This is a genomic window from Mycobacterium sp. IDUB_9 (genome assembly GCF_055419505.1).
This window is the reverse complement of sequence record NZ_JBVAXU010000001.1, coordinates 1,162,913-1,177,947: the sequence shown is the minus strand read 5'-3', so window position 1 is coordinate 1,177,947 and position 15,035 is coordinate 1,162,913. Positions and strand designations below refer to the sequence as shown.

Below are 15,035 nucleotides of genomic sequence, written 5' to 3'. Positions count from 1 at the left end.
GAGCCATGGACTTTCAGCTAACTGATGAACAGGCCCTGCTGGCCGACACCACCCGTGACCTGCTGTCGGGTTACGACACCGAAAAGCGCAACAAGGTGGTGGAGTCCGAGCCCGGATTCGACCGCCAGGTCTGGGGACAGCTCGCCGAGATCGGCGTTCTGGGACTGGGTTTCGACGAGGACTCCGGTGGCCAGATCGAGATCATGGTGGTGCTGGGCGAGATCGGGCGCCGGTTGGCGCCCGAGCCGGTGCTGCACGGGGCGATCGGTCCCGGCGCGATCATCGCCGAGGTGGGCACCGACGCCCAGCGCGCACTTCTCGACGAAGTCGCTTCCGGCGAGCGGATTCTGGCCTTCGCCCACTCCGAACCGGGCGTGCGCGGATCGGCCGGTGTGACGACCACCGCGACGCGCACCGGGGACGGGTGGACGCTGAGCGGCACCAAGAACCCGGTGCTGGCCGGCGACGTCGCGGACACGTTGATCGTGACCGCAGCGCTGCCCGATGGCGGGACCGGACTGTTCCTGGTCGACGCAGCCGACGTCGCGCGTCAGGGCTACCGCACGTTCGACGGCCAGCGCGGCGCCCAGGTCACGCTGGATGCCACGCCCGCCGAGCCGCTGGGCGAGGCCGCCGATGCCGGTGCCGCGATCACCCGTGCGCTGGTACGGATCTCGGCCGGACTGTGTGCCGAGGCCGTCGGAGTGATGGACGAGTCGCTGCGCCTGACCGCCGATTACCTCAAGCAGCGCAAGCAGTTCGGGGTCACGCTGAGCAAGTTCCAGACCCTGACCCAGCGCGCTGCCGACATGTACATGTCGCTCGAGCTGGCGCGGAGCATGGGCACCTACGCCGCGATGTCCATTGCCGACGGCGAACTCGACCCGGTGATCGCGGCGCGGGCCAAGCTGCAGATCGGCCGCTCGGGACGGCACATCTCGCAGGAGTCGATCCAGTTACACGGCGGTATCGGTGTCACCGCGGAGTACCCGATCGGGCACTACGCCGCCCGGCTGACCGCGATCGAGCACACCCTGGGCTCGTCCGCCGATCAGCTACGGACGCTGGTCGGTCAGCTCGACAGCTACGAGATCGCCACGCTCTGAGGGAATCTCGGGCGCTTTCGGGATCGCCATCGCGACCAGGGCGGCACCGGCGGCCGCAGCCGCGGCAATCAACAGTGCGACACGGAATCCCGGCAACGAGGGCAGCGCGTGCCCTGCGAAGTTGATGGTCATCTGGGCCAGCACCGCGGTCATCACCGCACTCGACGTCGAGGTACCCAGCGAACGGGCCAGTGAGTTGATGCTGTTGGCCGATGCGGTTTCCGACACCGGCACCGCGGCGTTGATCAAGGCGGGCAGTGCGGCGAAGGCGAACCCGACGCCGAAGCTGACGATCAGGCCGAGCACCAACAGGCCGACGGGGCTGCCGAGCATCAGGGTGCCGGCCAGGTAGCCCGTGGCGATGATCGTGCTGCCGATCACCAGCACGATCTTCGGCCCGTGCGACGACACCACCCGCGCGGCGACCGGAGCCGCGGCCATCATCGCCAGGCCGCCGGGCGCCATCCACAGACCGGTGGCGATCATGCTCTGGCCCAGGCCGAATCCGGTTTCGCGGGGCATCTCCAGCAACTGCGGGCCCACCAGCGACAGCGCGAACATGCCGAAGCCCACCGCAATGGAAGCCAGATTCGTCAGCAGCACAGGTCGTTTCAACGTGGTCCGCATGTCCACGATGGGCGAGGGCACCCGGTACTGCCACCAGGTGAAGACCCCGAAGGTCACCACCGCGGCGGCGAACATGCCGACCGTGGTGGTACTGGTCCAGCCCCACATCCCGCCCTTGGAGATCGGCAGCAGCAGCAACACAAGGCCGGTGCCCAGCGCGATGGCGCCGATCGGGTCGAAGCGGTGATCGGCGGACACCGGTTCGAGGTCAGGCACCAGCAGGACGAACAGGACTCCCGAGCCGAGGCCCAGTGCGGCCGCACACCAGAACAGTGCATGCCAGTTGAACTGTTCGGCGATCACCGCCGACAACGGCAGGCCCAGCGCGCCGCCGACGCCCAATGACGCACTCATCAATCCCATGGCCGAGGCCACCCGCTCAGGCGGCAGGGCAGCACGCAGCACGCTGATGCCGAGCGGGATCACCGGGACGCCGAACCCTTGCAGCCCACGCCCGATGATCAAAGGGATCAGCGAGGTGGTCAGGGCCGCGATCACCGATCCGATGAACAGCAGTGCCGCGCACAGCACGAGAATCCACTTGGGACCGTACATGTCTCCGAGCCGGCCCAACATCGGGGTGGCGACGGCGCCGGTCAGCAGGGTCGCGGTGATCGCCCACGATGCGTTGGCTCCGGTGGTGTCGAGCAGCGCAGGCAACTGCGGGATCAACGGGATGATCAGGGTCTGCATCAGCGAGACGCTGATCCCGGCCGCCGCGAGAACGGCGATCAGCAGCCCGTCGGGCGCCGATCGGCGCACAGGCTGATTAGGCACGCTAAGGAAGGTATCAGCCGATCAGCCGTGCCACCGACCCCAGGGGAACGGGCAGCCAACTGGGCCGGAAGCGGGCCTCGTAGGCGGCCTCATACACCGCCTTGTCCAGCTCGTAGGCCGCCAGCAACGCGGCGTGCTCGCGCGGGTCGGCGCCGGCCACCGCGGCATAGCCGTCGCAGAACGCCGTGCTGTTGCGGTCGGCCCACTCCCGGGCCCGGGCAGCCAACTGCCGGGCCCGGTCATCGTCTCCGGCCAGGTCCACCAGGCGGGCGTACGCCGCGTAGTCGAAGGACCTCAACATCCCCGCGACGTCGCGCAGCGGGGAGTCCGGGCTGCGCCTGAGCTGCAACGGCTGGCCGGGCTCACCCTCGAAGTCGATCAGCAGCCAGCGCTCCGGGGTGCGCAGCACCTGCCCGAGATGCAGGTCGCCGTGCACCCGTTGCACACTCACCTGCTCGTCGGCCAGCTTGCGGTAACGGTCCTCGATCAACGAGACATGTTCGCGCAGTTCGGGTACCGCCGCTGCGGCAGTGGCCAGGCGCGCGGACATCAGCTCGGCAGGGAAGGGTACCGACTCGGTGCCGAGCTCTTCGGCCAGGCAGGCGTGCACCGAGGCGACGGCCTCCCCCAGCCGGTAGGACTCGGCGGCGAAGTCACCGCCGACCTCGTCGGCATACAGATCGCCCTCGGCGAACAGGTCGCGGGTGCTGGCGTTGGCCATGTCCCAGCCCTCGGCCGAGTTGGCGGCGAACTCGGTCACCATACCCAAGGCGAAAGACTCGCCGTCCCAGTCAATATCGATCGATCCGAGCAACTTGGCCACATGCGGATTGCCAACGCGGGCCAGCACGCGGTTGAGTTCGATGTCGGGGTTGATGCCAGGAGTGATCCGGCGGAACGCCTTGAGCACCGCATCCTGACCGAACACCACACTGGTGTTGCTCTGCTCGGCCGCCGAAACCCGGGGCAGCGCATCCAAGGGCAGCGTGGCCCCCGGCTCCTTGGTGCACCTCAGCGTGCCCACCGTGGCCGACCGGTCGACCATCTCCAGCAGGTATCGCGCGGCGTCCTGGTCATAGAGGGCGTCATAGCCGGTCCGCCCGGCGTCGCTGCCGATCGTGGCCACGGAGCTGTACTCGTCGATCGGGTCGGCATCCCACTTCACCAGCACCTGGTAGCGCTCGGCGCCGCCGTCGGCATAGGACACCAGCAGCAGCACCAGATCGAGACCGTCGGCCAACTCAAGCACCAGACCTGGTGTGACGGCGGCCAACTCGCGGCCACGGCCGGCGTACCAGCGCTGCTGGCTCAGCCAATCACCGAATTCGAGGCTCATTGCTGCACTCCGGGATCTCGCTCGGGCCCGCGAAGCTCAAACCAGTAGAACCCGTGGCCGGGAAGGGTCAGCAGGTAAGGCAACTGACCGACACTGGGGAACTCGACTTGGCCGGACATCTCGATGGGCGTATATCCGCTCCACTCCTGCAGATTCAGCTCGATCGGCTGTGGAAACCGCGACAGGTTGTTCACGCACAGCACCGCATCGCCGTCGCTCTCGATCTGGCGGACGTAGGCCAGCACCGACGGATTGGAGCCACCGAGCTCGCGGAACGTGCCGAGTGCGAACGCGTCGTGGCGGCCACGGACGGCCAGCATGCTGCGGGTCCAATTCAGCAGCGACGTCGAACTGTCCCGCTGGGCTTCGACATTCACCGACTGATACCCGTAAACCGCGTCCTGGTTCGGCGGCAGGTACAGCCGGCCGGGGTTGGCGGTGGAAAACCCGGTGTTGCGGTCCGGTGTCCACTGCATCGGGGTGCGCACGCTGTCGCGGTCGCCGAGCCAGATGATGTCGCCCATGCCGATCTCGTCACCGTAGTAGAGCATCGGGGATCCGGGCAGAGACAGCAGCAGCGCGGTGAACAGCTCGATCTGGTTGCGGTCATTCTCCAACAGCGGAGCCAGCCGGCGGCGGATACCCACGTTGGCCTTCATCCGCGGATCCTTGGCGTACTCGGCGTACATGTAGTCGCGCTCGTCGTCGGTGACCATCTCCAAGGTCAGCTCGTCGTGGTTGCGCAGGAAGATCGCCCAGTGCGCCGTATCCGGGATCTCCGGTGTCTGGGCCAGGATCTCCGAGATCGGGAACCTCGACTCGCGCCGCACGGCCATGAAGATCCGCGGCATCAACGGGAAATGGAAGGCCATGTGGCATTCGTCGCCACCGGTACCCGGATCGCCGAAGTACTCGACCACATCGGCCGGCCACTGATTGGCCTCGGCCAGCAGCACCCGGCCGGGGAACTCGTCGTCGACCACCTTGCGGCAGCGCTTGAGGAAGGCGTGCGTCTCGGGCAAGTTCTCGCAATTGGTGCCCTCGCGCTCGAACAGGTAGGGCACCGCGTCCAACCGGAAGCCGTCGATACCGAGATCCAGCCAGAACCGCAGGACGTCGATCATCGCCTCCTGCACGGCCGGATTGTCGTAGTTCAGATCGGGCTGGTGCGAGAAGAACCGATGCCAGTAAAACTGCCGGCGCACCGGGTCGAAGGTCCAGTTCGACTCCTCGGTGTCGACGAAGATGATGCGCGCATCGGCGTACCGGTCGCTGGTATCGCTCCAGACGTAGAAGTCCCCGTAGGGACCGTCGGGGTTGTGCCGCGACTCCTGGAACCAGGCGTGTGAGTCGGAGGTGTGGTTCATCACGAGGTCGGTGATGACGCGGATGCCCCGGCGGTGCGCCCCGTCGAGCAGCGTGACGAAATCCTCCACGGTGCCGAACTCGGGCAGCACCTTGTAGAAGTCCCGGATGTCGTAGCCACCATCACGCAGCGGCGAATCGTAGAAGGGCGGCAGCCAGAGGCAGTCCACACCCAGCCATTTGAGGTAGTCGAGTTGTTGGGTCAGACCCTGCAGATCACCGACACCGTCGGCGTTCGAGTCGTAGAACGCCCGGACCAGCACCTCATAGAACACCGCCCGCTTGAACCAGTCTCGGTCGGTGGGCAGCGTTCTGGCATGGTCGAAGTCCTCGGCGGTCGGGTGCTCGACCATGCAGTGATCATCGTGAACGTTGTCCATCAGCTTCCCAACGTACCCACTTCATCCGTCCTCGACACCTGCACGGAACCTCGCCCGGAGCATGACGATCCGAAACGATCCTGCAGCAACGTAATTCACCGCCAAGGACGTGTTTGCGGAAAAACTAACGGTTGAATAAGAGACGGCGACGGGTTACGTTTCTCCCGCATTTGATCTCCTCGTCGGCTATGGGCCGGCGATAACACATTCGACGAGGGATGGCCTGTGGGTGAGTCCGCACCAAATGACGGTGAAGCACCAGTAATCGTTGGTCTGTCTGATGCGGCGATGCACATGTACATCGCCGCGATCGACGCGCTACCGCCGACCGGCGACCCGGAGTACGCCGACCGGGCGTCCGTGGTCCTCAGCGGTCTGCGCAAGCTGCAGACGTCGCTGTCGGAGGCGGCCGGCCGCAGCCGGGTCACCCCGTCGGTGATCGTCGCACTCAGCGGCGTACGGCACCGTTACGACGAGTTGATGACGACGGCGTCGGAGGGCCCCGGTGCCACGCTCGGTCAGCGTCTCTACGTTGCGCGCGGCCGCGCGAAGCTGTCCACCGCGGAAGCCGCCAACGGCGTCGGACTGCGCAAGGATCTCATCGAGGCCGTCGAGGCCGAGGAGCCCGCGACCGAAGCCGAAACCGCTCAGATCAAGGATCTGATCGCCGCACTCGGCGGCTGAGCCGCCCGATAGGGTCGCTGCGTGACTCGAGATCATGGTGACCCCGGTGATGCCCCCTCGGTTCCTCCCCCGCTTACGGAGGTAATCGAGGGGGCACGCCCGTCTGCGGCCGAGGAAGCCCGCACGGTCGCCGCGTCGACCAACGCAGGCACATTGGCCTCGCTCACCGCCGACGGTGACCCGTGGGCGTCCTTCATCACCTACGGGTTGCTGGCCGGCGCACCGGTGCTGTGCGTGTCCAACATGGCCGAGCACGGCCGCAACCTGATCGGTGATCCCCGGGCCAGCATCTCCGTCGTCGCCCCCGACACCGGGTCAGATCCGTTGGCCGGCAGCCGCATCACCCTGGCCGGGATCGTCGAGCGGCCCACCGGCGACGAGCTCGCCGCAGCCCGCCAGGCCCACCTGGACGCGGTGGCCGCCGCGCGCTACTACATCGATTTCAGCGACTTCTCGCTCTGGGTGCTGCGCGTACGGCGCGTGCGCTGGGTCGGCGGATACGGCCGGATGGACTCGACCACCGGCGAGGCCTATGCCGCCGCCCAACCCGACCCCGTCGCACCGCACGCCGCCGGCGCGATCGAGCATCTCAACGCCGATCACGCCGATTCGCTGGCCGACATGGCGCGCACCCTCGGCGGCTATCCCGACGCCGACGCGGCGGTATGCGCCGGGGCCGATCGCTATGGCCTGGATCTGCGGGTCACCACCGAGCGCGGGATCGCCTACACCCGCGTCGGCTACGCCGCACCGATCAGCTCGTACGGCGAGTTGCGGGCGGCCACCGTCGAGTTGGCTCAGCGCGCTCAGGCTTGATCGGCGCACCGCGCCGGCTGGGCCCGCGACCCGTCGGGGGCGTGCAATACGATCGCGGGTATGCCTGAGCGCCCCGAGACCTGGCAAGCCGCCTTCGATCTGATCCGCACCCGCGGCTACGAACACCGTGAGGAACCGTTCCGGCTGGCGAGCGGACAGCTGAGCCACGACTACATCGACGGCAAGTTCGCCATCGACACCGGCGAGCGGATGGCCATCGTCAGTCGCGCGGTCGCCGATCTCGCGGCCGCGACCGGTATCGAATTCGATGCCGTCGGCGGGCTGACAATGGGCGCCGACCCGCTGGCCCACGGTGTCGCGATGGTGACAGGCAAGGCGTGGTTCTCGGTGCGCAAGGAACAGAAGTCACGCGGTCGCGAGCAGTGGATCGAAGGCACCCGGCTCGAGCAAGGCACCCGGGTGCTTCTGGTGGACGACGTGATCAGCACCGGCGGGTCCACCGAGATCGCCTACGAGCGGGTCACCGCTGTCGGCGCCGTCGTCACCGGCGTCATCCCGATGGTCGACCGTGGCGACGTGGCCACCGGAAGGTTCGCCAAGCGCGGTGTGCCGTTCGCAGCGCTGGTCACCTACCGCGATCTGGGAATCGAACCGGTCAAGGATGTTTAGGGCAGGCGTCTGAGCTAGATCACCAGCACCGGCGTCCGCTCCAGGGCGAGGCTGACCACCACGCCGGACCGGAAGGCACGAGCGCGTGAGCTGGGCAGCTGCGCGTGAATCAGCGAGCCGTCGGGCAGTGACATGTACACGTGCGATGTGGGGCCGAGGAACGCCACGGATTCCACCACCGCCGGCCCGTCCGGATCGGCGCGCACCCGGATCGACTCCGGCCGCACCATCGCAGTACCCGCCCCCGAGCTGATCGATCCGGGCAGCGTCGGCAACTCGGCGCCCAGCAGTCTGGCCCGTCCGCCCGACACCCGAGCGCGCACCTTGTTGTGCAAGCCGACGAATTCGGCGACGAACGGCGTCGACGGGCGGGCGTAGAGCACGGCCGGAGCGTCGAGCTGCTCGAGTTTGCCATGACTCATCACGCCGACCCGGTCCGCAACCGCCAGGGCCTCCTCCTGGTCGTGCGTGACGAACAACGTCGTGGTGCCGACCTCGAGCTGCACCCGCCGGATCTCGTCGCGCAATTGGGAACGCACCTTGGCATCGAGCGCCGACAGCGGCTCGTCGAGCAGCAGCACCCTCGGCTCGATGGCCAGGGCCCGGGCCAGCGCCACCCGCTGCTGTTCGCCGCCGGACAACTCGCCGGCATACTTGCCCTTGTGCGCGGCCAGGCCCACCAGATCGAGCATATCTGCGGCGCGAAACAGCCTGTCCTGCTTGGACTTTCCGCGCATCTTCAAACCGAAGGCGACGTTGTCCAACACGGTCAGGTGCGGGAACAGGCTGTAGGCCTGGAACACCATGCCCATATCTCGTTTGTTCGCCGGCATCGAGCTGATGTCACGACCACCGACGAGCACGGTTCCGGAGGTGGCCTCCTCCAGTCCGGCCAGGATTCGCAGCGCAGTGGTCTTGCCACAGCCCGACGGCCCGAGCAGCGCCACCAACTCCCCCGGCTCGATGGACAGGCTCAGCCCGTCGAGTGCGTGGACGTTGCCGTAAGTGCGGGTGAGGTCACGAAGTTCAACGCGCACACCGGCCCCGAGACTCATGTCTGAACTCCCAACGTCCGACGGCGGCCCCGCGTGAGCGCTGCCAAGACCAACAACAGGGCGAACCCCAGCAGCAGGGTGGCCAGCGAAGCCGCCACCGATGTCGCACCGTCGCTCTTACCGATCGCCACGATCTGGACCGGGAGCGTCTCGAAACCGCTCAACGAAGCGACCGTGTATTCACCGAGCACCACGGCAATGGAAATGAAGGCTGCAGACAGGATCCCGGACCAGATGTTGGGCACGATCACCCGGGTGATCGTCGACAACCAACCGGCCCCCAGCGATCGGGCGGCCTCCGACAACGTCTGCAGGTCGATCGCCGACAGTGCGGAATCGATTGCCCGGTAGGCGAACGGCAGCACCAGCACCACGTAGACGAAAGTCAGGGTCAGCGCCGATTCGCCGAGAAGGTAAGTGACCCACAGGTACACATTGCGCAGGCCCACCACGATCACCAGGGCCGGGATGGTCAACGGCAGCAGGCACAGGAACTCCACCATCGGTGCGGCCCAGCGGGCCCGCACGCGCACCCAGATCATCGTCGGCACCAGCAGCGCCAACATCGCGATGACGGTGAACACCGCAAGCAGCAGCGAGATCAGAATGGCCTGATACAACGCCTCATCGGCCACCAGGTTGCGCCATGCCGCACCGGTGCGGCCGCCGGCCAGCAGGTTGCGGGTGGAGAAGTCGGCCATCGCGTACAGGGGAAACAGGAAGAACAGGCCGAACGCCCCCCAGAGCGCCACGCGGGCAGCCCGGTTCATTTGAGCCACCTCGCCGTGCGGCGCACCAGCGCGTTGTAGGCGATCATCACCACGGCCACCACCACGATCATCTCGCACGCCAGCGCATAGGCGAAGCCGGACTGACCCAGCACGACCTCGCTGGTGAGGGCGGCCCGGATCAACAGCGGCACGATCGGACTGCCCTGACTGACGAGAGCGGCCGCGGTGGCATACGCGGCAAACGCGTTGGCGAACAACAACAACGCCGATCCCAGGAACGCCGGGGTCAGCAGCGGCACCGCGACCTCCCGCAGGTACTGCCACCGTGACGCGCCGAGGCTCACCGCGGCCTCGCGCCACTGCGCACGCAACCCCTCGAGGGCGGGCAGGAAGACGATCACCATCAACGGGATCTGGAAGTAGCTGTAAACCAGGATCAGCCCGCCCAACCCGTACAACCAGCCCGAGCCGGCCAGGTCCCAGCCGAGGTTCTCTCTAACCCACAGCGTCAGTACGCCGTTGAGCCCGATGGTGGCCAGAAAAGCGAAAGCCAGCGCCACACCGCCGAACTGGGCCAGCACACTGCACAGGGCCAGCACCGTGCGGCGAAGCATCGACGCCGGCGGACTGCTGACGATCAACCACGCCAGCGCGGCGCCCAGCACCGCCCCGATCAGTGCGGTACTGGCCGACAGCGCAATACTTTTGGCGAGCGCGGCCAGTGCGGTACCGGAGAACAGCGCGGCGATGCGGTCAAAAGAGAAGGATCCGTCGGCGAAGAACGCCATGACGATCACCGTCACCGTCGGCACGATCAGGAACACCGTCACCACCGCGACGAACGGCAGCAACGGCAGCGCGTCCCGGATATCCGCGCGTAGATCCCGGCGAGCAGTACTACCCGGCATTGGCGTACCTCAGCCGATCGCCTTGGCCCAGTTGTCGGCCAGATACTTGTTGGCGGTGTCGGTTTGGGCCTGGGTCGCAACCGTCACCGGACCGTCGATGGGTGGCAACTGACCGAATGCTGCGCGGTCCGCAGTGCCCGCCAAGATCATCTTGTCCGCGCGCACCGGGCGAACCCCACCCTTGGCATACAGATTCTGGCCTTCGTCGCTGAACAGGAATTCCTGCCACAGCCGGGCTGCGGCGGGATGCGGTGCGTCTTTGTTGATCGCCTGGTAGTAGTACCCCGCGACCAGGGCCTCGTGGGGAACCACCACCTGCCAGCCCGGGACCTTCTGGCTCTCGGTGCCGTTGAGGTAATTCCAGTCGATCACCACCGGGGTCTGCCCCGATTCGATCGTGGCCGGGGTCGGGTCGAGTGGCAGGAAGTTGCCTGCCTCGTTGAGCTTTTCGAAGAACGTGACTCCGGGAGCGATGTCATCGGCCGACCCACCCTGCGCCACCGCCGCCATCAACACCCCGGCGAAGGCTGCGCCGGCTTGGGTCGGGTCCCCGTTGAGCGCAACCTTGCCGTGGTACTCCGGCTTGAGCAGGTCTTCGACAGAGGTGATCGGCGGGACCTTCGTCGAATCGAAGCCGATCGACATGAAGCCGCCGTAGTCGTTGACCCAGGTGCCGTCGGGGTCCTTGAGGTTCTCCTGGATGTCGTCGAACGTGGCCACCTTGTACGGAGCGAACATCGAGGTGTTCGCGAGTGCTACCGACTGTCCCAGATCGAACACGTCGGGCGCGGTGCTCTTGCCCTTCTGCTGGTTGGCCGCGTTGATCTCTTCCTGGCTGGAACCGTCGGGCTGCGCCGAGTTCACCTCGATGCCGTACTTCTCCTCGAAGGCCTTGATGATGGCGCCGTAGTTCGCCCAATCCGGGGGCAGCGCAATCACATTGAGTTCGCCTTCGGCCTTGGCCGCCGCGACGAGCTTCTCCATCCCCCCGAAGTCGGCCGCAGACGTGGCCTCGGCGATCTTGACGCCGGTATCGGTATCGCCGCCCGCCGCGCCTTTCTGCGGCGGCGCGCACGCCGCCAGACCCGCCGCGACGAGGGCCGAGGCGGCCAGAGCCGCCGATGCTGTCACGATCCGGGACGTGATCATTACGAAACCCTCCGTCGGTCACCAAGCGCGCGCACCGGCACCCTATCGCGACGTCACCGAACGCGAGACTCATCGAAATCCGCTGGACCCGAATCGCACCGCGGGCCCGACAGTGGACGGTGGCGATACCGGCTGATTAGGGTTGGCGCCCATGACGCCCATCCGCACCAGCCTCACACGTCGGCGGCGTCCGCTCGCCACAGCTGCCATCTTCGTGGCCGTCTGCGCCGCAGGTCAATCGACGATCGCAACCGCCTCGGCGGCCTTCGACGTGCAGGGATACGAGGCATGTACCTCTACGACGGCACCCGGTCCCGACCAGAACTTCGACGCCGTCGCCACAACCTGCTGCGTCGACAACGCCGGAGTGCCTGCCAACACCACCTACGGCGTAGGCTGCGTCGCGCCCGTCGAGAATCCGCCGGAGGACTACCGGCCCACCATCGTCATGCCGAGCCGGCCCACGCCACCGGGTGAGGGCGACGACCTGACCTACGACGAGCTGATGAAGCTGCCGCCGCTGCCGGATGACGGTGAGCTGCCCGGCGACCTACCGCCGCCCTGAGACTTTGCCGGCGTCATCCACATAGTCTGGAGTGATGGCCGATCTCGATGCCGCAGCTCTCGATGCCGCAGCGCGGTTCGCCGCGGCACCCTGTGCGGTACTCGCGACGCTGGGTGCCGACGGGGCACCGCATCTGGTGCCGGTGGTGTTCGCGGTGTTGCTATCCGGTGACGGACCCACACCGGCCACCATCTACACCGCGGTGGACGCCAAGCCCAAGTCCACCCAGCGGTTGCGCAGGCTGGCCAACATCGAAGGCGATTCCCGGGTGAGCCTGCTGGTCGACCACTACGCCGGCGAGTGGGCGCACCTGTGGTGGGTACGTGCCGATGGGCGGGCCGCAGTCCATCACAGCGGTGATGCGATGGCCACCGGTTATGGACTTTTGCGCGCGAAATACCCCCAGTACGAGCGGATTGCGCTCAACGGCCCCGTTGTCACCGTCGAGGTCACGCGCTGGTCGTCCTGGCAGGTGTGAACGTCTCCGAGCAGCCAAATTGGTGATCAGCGGGGCCACCGACCTGCCCTAACATCATTGATGATGCAACGAGCCAACAGCTGAACGGAGGCCGTCATGGAGGTTGACCCGGAGGTCCTGCGCGCCTTTGCCGGTCAGGTGGATATCGCGTCGGGGCTGATCCGCGAGGCTGATGTCGGCAACAAGGTCGCCACCGCTGCGGACGGCTTGGACGGATCGACCACGCAATGGGCGGCACGCCTCGTCGGCGCGCACGTCAAACAGGTGGCCGAGAAAATCGCCACCAGTGTGAACGCGATGGGTACCGCGGTGCGTGGTGCGGGCGACACTTATGAGGTGAGCGACGCCGACCTGGCAGGCAGCTTCAAAGGGATCTTCTGACCGGTGTTGCCCTCACGCCCCAGACTGGAACGCTGGAATCCAGACTCGCTGACGCCCGCTGGACAAGCCATCAAGAGTTCCGGTACGGCCGTCGGTGAAGCCGTGTCCCGGATCAACAGCAACCTCAAGGCCATGCCGGAGACCAAGGCATGGTCAGGCGATGCGCACAACGCCGCGACGGGCATGTTCGACCGGGCCAAAAAGCAGACCGATGAATTCTCGAAATACACCACGGCCGTGGGTGATGCGCTCAGCGGCGCCGCCGGCCCGATCGGTAGTGCCCGCACCGCGCTGCTGAACAAAGCCGATGAGATCGACGCAACCGGCCAATTGCATGTCAGCGATCAGTGGGTGGTGTTGGTCCACGGCGGTCAGATGACCGTCGAACAGGCTGCCGCGCTGGAGAAGCGCGCTCAGTCCGAGCAAGTCAATGTCAACTTGCTGCTGGCGAAGGTGGGTGCGGCCGACGAGGATGCAGCCGGGAAAGTGACGAGTGCGGCGCAACAGCACGGATTCGAGGTGCCCAACCCAGGCGGCCTGGGCAGTCTGTTGCCCGGCATCCAGAAGCCCGGCGACGAGGTACCGAACCCGTTGTCAACGATCGGAATGCTGCAGCAGGGCATGCTGCGCGACACTGACATGTCGCAAACTGTCCGGGAAACAAAAGTGGAGACGCAGTACAACCCCGCCACCGGAGAAGCGGTCTCGACAACCACGACCAGATACATGATGGACGGCAGCAAGCACATCGAGACCGTCGATGCCAAACCGAATTTCTCAGATCGAGGGCCGCTCACCACCAACGTGCATATCGATAAAAACGGGAACGAGGTTTCCAGGACAACGACTGTCACTTTTGCGGATTGGGCTCAGTACGGGATGGCCGGCAAGACCATCAGCACGACCCAATACGCAAATGGCACGATCGCCGAGGTGACGAAGTGGCCGGATGGCAAGGAAACCGCCTACGTCCGCACACCGGATGGTCGTCAGGCAGACGTTCCCATCAACCTCATCGACCATCCTATTTTGAGCCCGCTGGGCGCTACCGGCAAATACTTCGGGCCGGGCGTAAGTATTGCCACCTCATTGTGGGACATCGCCGTGGCAGAGACGAGCTTCCAGAAATGCGTCGCCACAGCTGAGGGCGTCACCTCGGTTACCGCCGGTACGCTCGCGGGCATCGCGGCGTCAGAGACAGGCCCGCTCGCCATACCGATCGGTCTGACCGCGGCCCTGGGCGGCGAAGCCCTCGGCAACTGGATCGGCAACACCTTTTGTCCCCGATGAAGACCTCCGGTTACCTACGTTTGGCATTCATCCTCGGCATATTGACAGCCGGCGGCGGCTTCGTCGCCGCTTGGGCCGTCATCTGGTTCACCCGCGGCAGTTATTTGACGGCAGCCCTCTGCCTCGGCGCATCGCTGTTGCTCTTCAGCTTGCTGTTCCACCTCGCTTACCCACTGTCAGGGACAGCCCATCCGAGGGTCGAGTGCGGTCCCGAAGGCACCAAAGTCCGTCCGCAGAGACATGCCGATCTGATATTCAGCATCGGCCTCTTGTTGGGGGTCTTGTCTGCGGGTGCGTTTCTCATATTCGCGCAGTTCGATATGGTCGATTTCATTCCATCCGGCACCAACCGGCTGATAATGCCCGCTGGTTGCATTTTCTATGTCATCTACGGCGCGCCGGTACTTTATCGAATTTTCAAATACCGGGACGGAAAGCATCTGCACTTGGGTCCACAAGGTTTCGAAATGTGGGAAAGTCAGTGGAATTCATTCGCACGTGGAACGTGGGAAAATGTCGAAGAGATCCTGGACCACCCCCTCAAGGGCAAGACGTCATTCACCGATCTGATCGTCTTCGTCCTCCCCAAAGGTCGCAGCGCAAAGCTGGGCTCCGGCACCATCACCGCCAATAGCGACGCACTGCGCGAGTGGGTGCGGTTCTACTGGCAGCATCCCGAATGCCGTGACGAACTGACCGATGGTCATGCCCTACGGCGGCTTGATGAGCAGAAGTTCACTGTCTAGCTAGGAACCAC

16 protein-coding genes are annotated in these 15,035 nt (G+C 66.0%); 9 read left to right on the top strand and 7 right to left on the bottom strand.

Going from position 1 to position 15,035, the window contains the following annotated elements:
- Positions 1–5 precede the first annotated feature (5 nt).
- Positions 6–1,106, top strand: a complete 1,101-nt coding sequence (locus ACZY08_RS05755; RefSeq protein ID WP_463743593.1) for an acyl-CoA dehydrogenase family protein — start codon at positions 6–8, stop codon at positions 1,104–1,106.
- Here the strand turns inward: ACZY08_RS05755 and ACZY08_RS05750 are convergent.
- The 3 genes from ACZY08_RS05750 to treS are packed head-to-tail and all read right to left on the bottom strand — an operon-like array spanning position 1,056 to position 5,591.
- Positions 1,056–2,510 (bottom strand): MFS transporter, encoded by a 1,455-nt coding sequence (locus ACZY08_RS05750; RefSeq protein ID WP_463743592.1) that lies wholly within the window; start codon positions 2,508–2,510, stop codon positions 1,056–1,058. The two genes, ACZY08_RS05755 and ACZY08_RS05750, sit on opposite strands and share 51 nt — an antisense overlap.
- Positions 2,511–2,523: 13 nt before the next feature.
- The gene (locus ACZY08_RS05745; protein WP_463743591.1) at positions 2,524–3,846 is read right to left on the bottom strand and encodes a maltokinase N-terminal cap-like domain-containing protein; all 1,323 of its coding nucleotides are present in this window, start codon (positions 3,844–3,846) and stop codon (positions 2,524–2,526) included.
- Positions 3,843–5,591, bottom strand: a complete 1,749-nt coding sequence (treS, locus tag ACZY08_RS05740; RefSeq protein ID WP_463743590.1) for a maltose alpha-D-glucosyltransferase — start codon at positions 5,589–5,591, stop codon at positions 3,843–3,845. Before treS ends, ACZY08_RS05745 begins: the two co-directional genes overlap by 4 nt.
- Before the next feature lie 294 nt (positions 5,592–5,885).
- Here treS and ACZY08_RS05735 point away from each other — a divergent pair, with 294 nt between their 5' ends.
- Genes ACZY08_RS05735 through pyrE form a run of 3 tightly spaced genes read left to right on the top strand, consistent with a single transcriptional unit; the run spans position 5,886 to position 7,721 of the window.
- Positions 5,886–6,275: a hypothetical protein gene (locus tag ACZY08_RS05735; RefSeq protein ID WP_463744165.1), complete on the top strand. Its 390-nt coding sequence runs from the start codon at positions 5,886–5,888 to the stop codon at positions 6,273–6,275.
- Positions 6,276–6,296: 21 nt separating this feature from the next.
- Positions 6,297–7,091, top strand: a complete 795-nt coding sequence (locus tag ACZY08_RS05730) for a HugZ family pyridoxamine 5'-phosphate oxidase (RefSeq protein ID WP_463743589.1) — start codon at positions 6,297–6,299, stop codon at positions 7,089–7,091.
- A gap of 60 nt (positions 7,092–7,151) precedes the next feature.
- The gene (gene pyrE / locus ACZY08_RS05725) at positions 7,152–7,721 is read left to right on the top strand and encodes an orotate phosphoribosyltransferase (RefSeq protein ID WP_463743588.1); all 570 of its coding nucleotides are present in this window, start codon (positions 7,152–7,154) and stop codon (positions 7,719–7,721) included.
- Positions 7,722–7,735: 14 nt separating this feature from the next.
- On the opposite strand, the gene ACZY08_RS05720 is transcribed toward pyrE, so the two are convergent.
- The 4 genes from ACZY08_RS05720 to ACZY08_RS05705 are packed head-to-tail and all read right to left on the bottom strand — an operon-like array spanning position 7,736 to position 11,564.
- Positions 7,736–8,776, bottom strand: coding sequence for an ABC transporter ATP-binding protein (locus tag ACZY08_RS05720; RefSeq protein WP_463743587.1), 1,041 nt, complete (start codon positions 8,774–8,776; stop codon positions 7,736–7,738).
- Entirely contained in the window at positions 8,773–9,546 is a 774-nt protein-coding gene (locus ACZY08_RS05715; protein ID WP_463743586.1) for an ABC transporter permease, read from the bottom strand. The genes ACZY08_RS05720 and ACZY08_RS05715 overlap by 4 nt, the downstream gene beginning before the upstream one ends.
- A complete protein-coding gene (locus tag ACZY08_RS05710; RefSeq protein WP_463743585.1) occupies positions 9,543–10,415 on the bottom strand; it encodes an ABC transporter permease in 873 nt (290 codons plus the stop codon). The genes ACZY08_RS05715 and ACZY08_RS05710 overlap by 4 nt, the downstream gene beginning before the upstream one ends.
- Before the next feature lie 9 nt (positions 10,416–10,424).
- The gene (locus ACZY08_RS05705; protein WP_463743584.1) at positions 10,425–11,564 is read right to left on the bottom strand and encodes an ABC transporter substrate-binding protein; all 1,140 of its coding nucleotides are present in this window, start codon (positions 11,562–11,564) and stop codon (positions 10,425–10,427) included.
- A 151-nt stretch (positions 11,565–11,715) separates the two neighbouring features.
- Between ACZY08_RS05705 and ACZY08_RS05700 the strand changes: the two genes are divergently transcribed.
- The 5 genes from ACZY08_RS05700 to ACZY08_RS05680 all read left to right on the top strand — a co-directional run bounded on the left by ACZY08_RS05700 (position 11,716) and on the right by ACZY08_RS05680 (position 15,024).
- Positions 11,716–12,129 (top strand): hypothetical protein, encoded by a 414-nt coding sequence (locus ACZY08_RS05700; RefSeq protein WP_463743583.1) that lies wholly within the window; start codon positions 11,716–11,718, stop codon positions 12,127–12,129.
- A gap of 34 nt (positions 12,130–12,163) precedes the next feature.
- The gene (locus ACZY08_RS05695) at positions 12,164–12,607 is read left to right on the top strand and encodes a TIGR03668 family PPOX class F420-dependent oxidoreductase (RefSeq protein ID WP_463743582.1); all 444 of its coding nucleotides are present in this window, start codon (positions 12,164–12,166) and stop codon (positions 12,605–12,607) included.
- Positions 12,608–12,703: 96 nt separating this feature from the next.
- Positions 12,704–12,988 carry a WXG100 family type VII secretion target gene (locus ACZY08_RS05690; protein WP_463743581.1) on the top strand — a complete coding sequence of 95 codons (285 nt, stop codon included), beginning with the start codon at positions 12,704–12,706 and terminating at the stop codon, positions 12,986–12,988.
- Between the two features lie 102 nt (positions 12,989–13,090).
- On the top strand, positions 13,091–14,278 hold the full coding sequence (locus tag ACZY08_RS05685) for a hypothetical protein (protein WP_463743580.1): 1,188 nt from the start codon (positions 13,091–13,093) through the stop codon (positions 14,276–14,278).
- A complete protein-coding gene (locus tag ACZY08_RS05680; protein ID WP_463743579.1) occupies positions 14,275–15,024 on the top strand; it encodes a hypothetical protein in 750 nt (249 codons plus the stop codon). The genes ACZY08_RS05685 and ACZY08_RS05680 overlap by 4 nt, the downstream gene beginning before the upstream one ends.
- Positions 15,025–15,035: the final 11 nt, after the last annotated feature.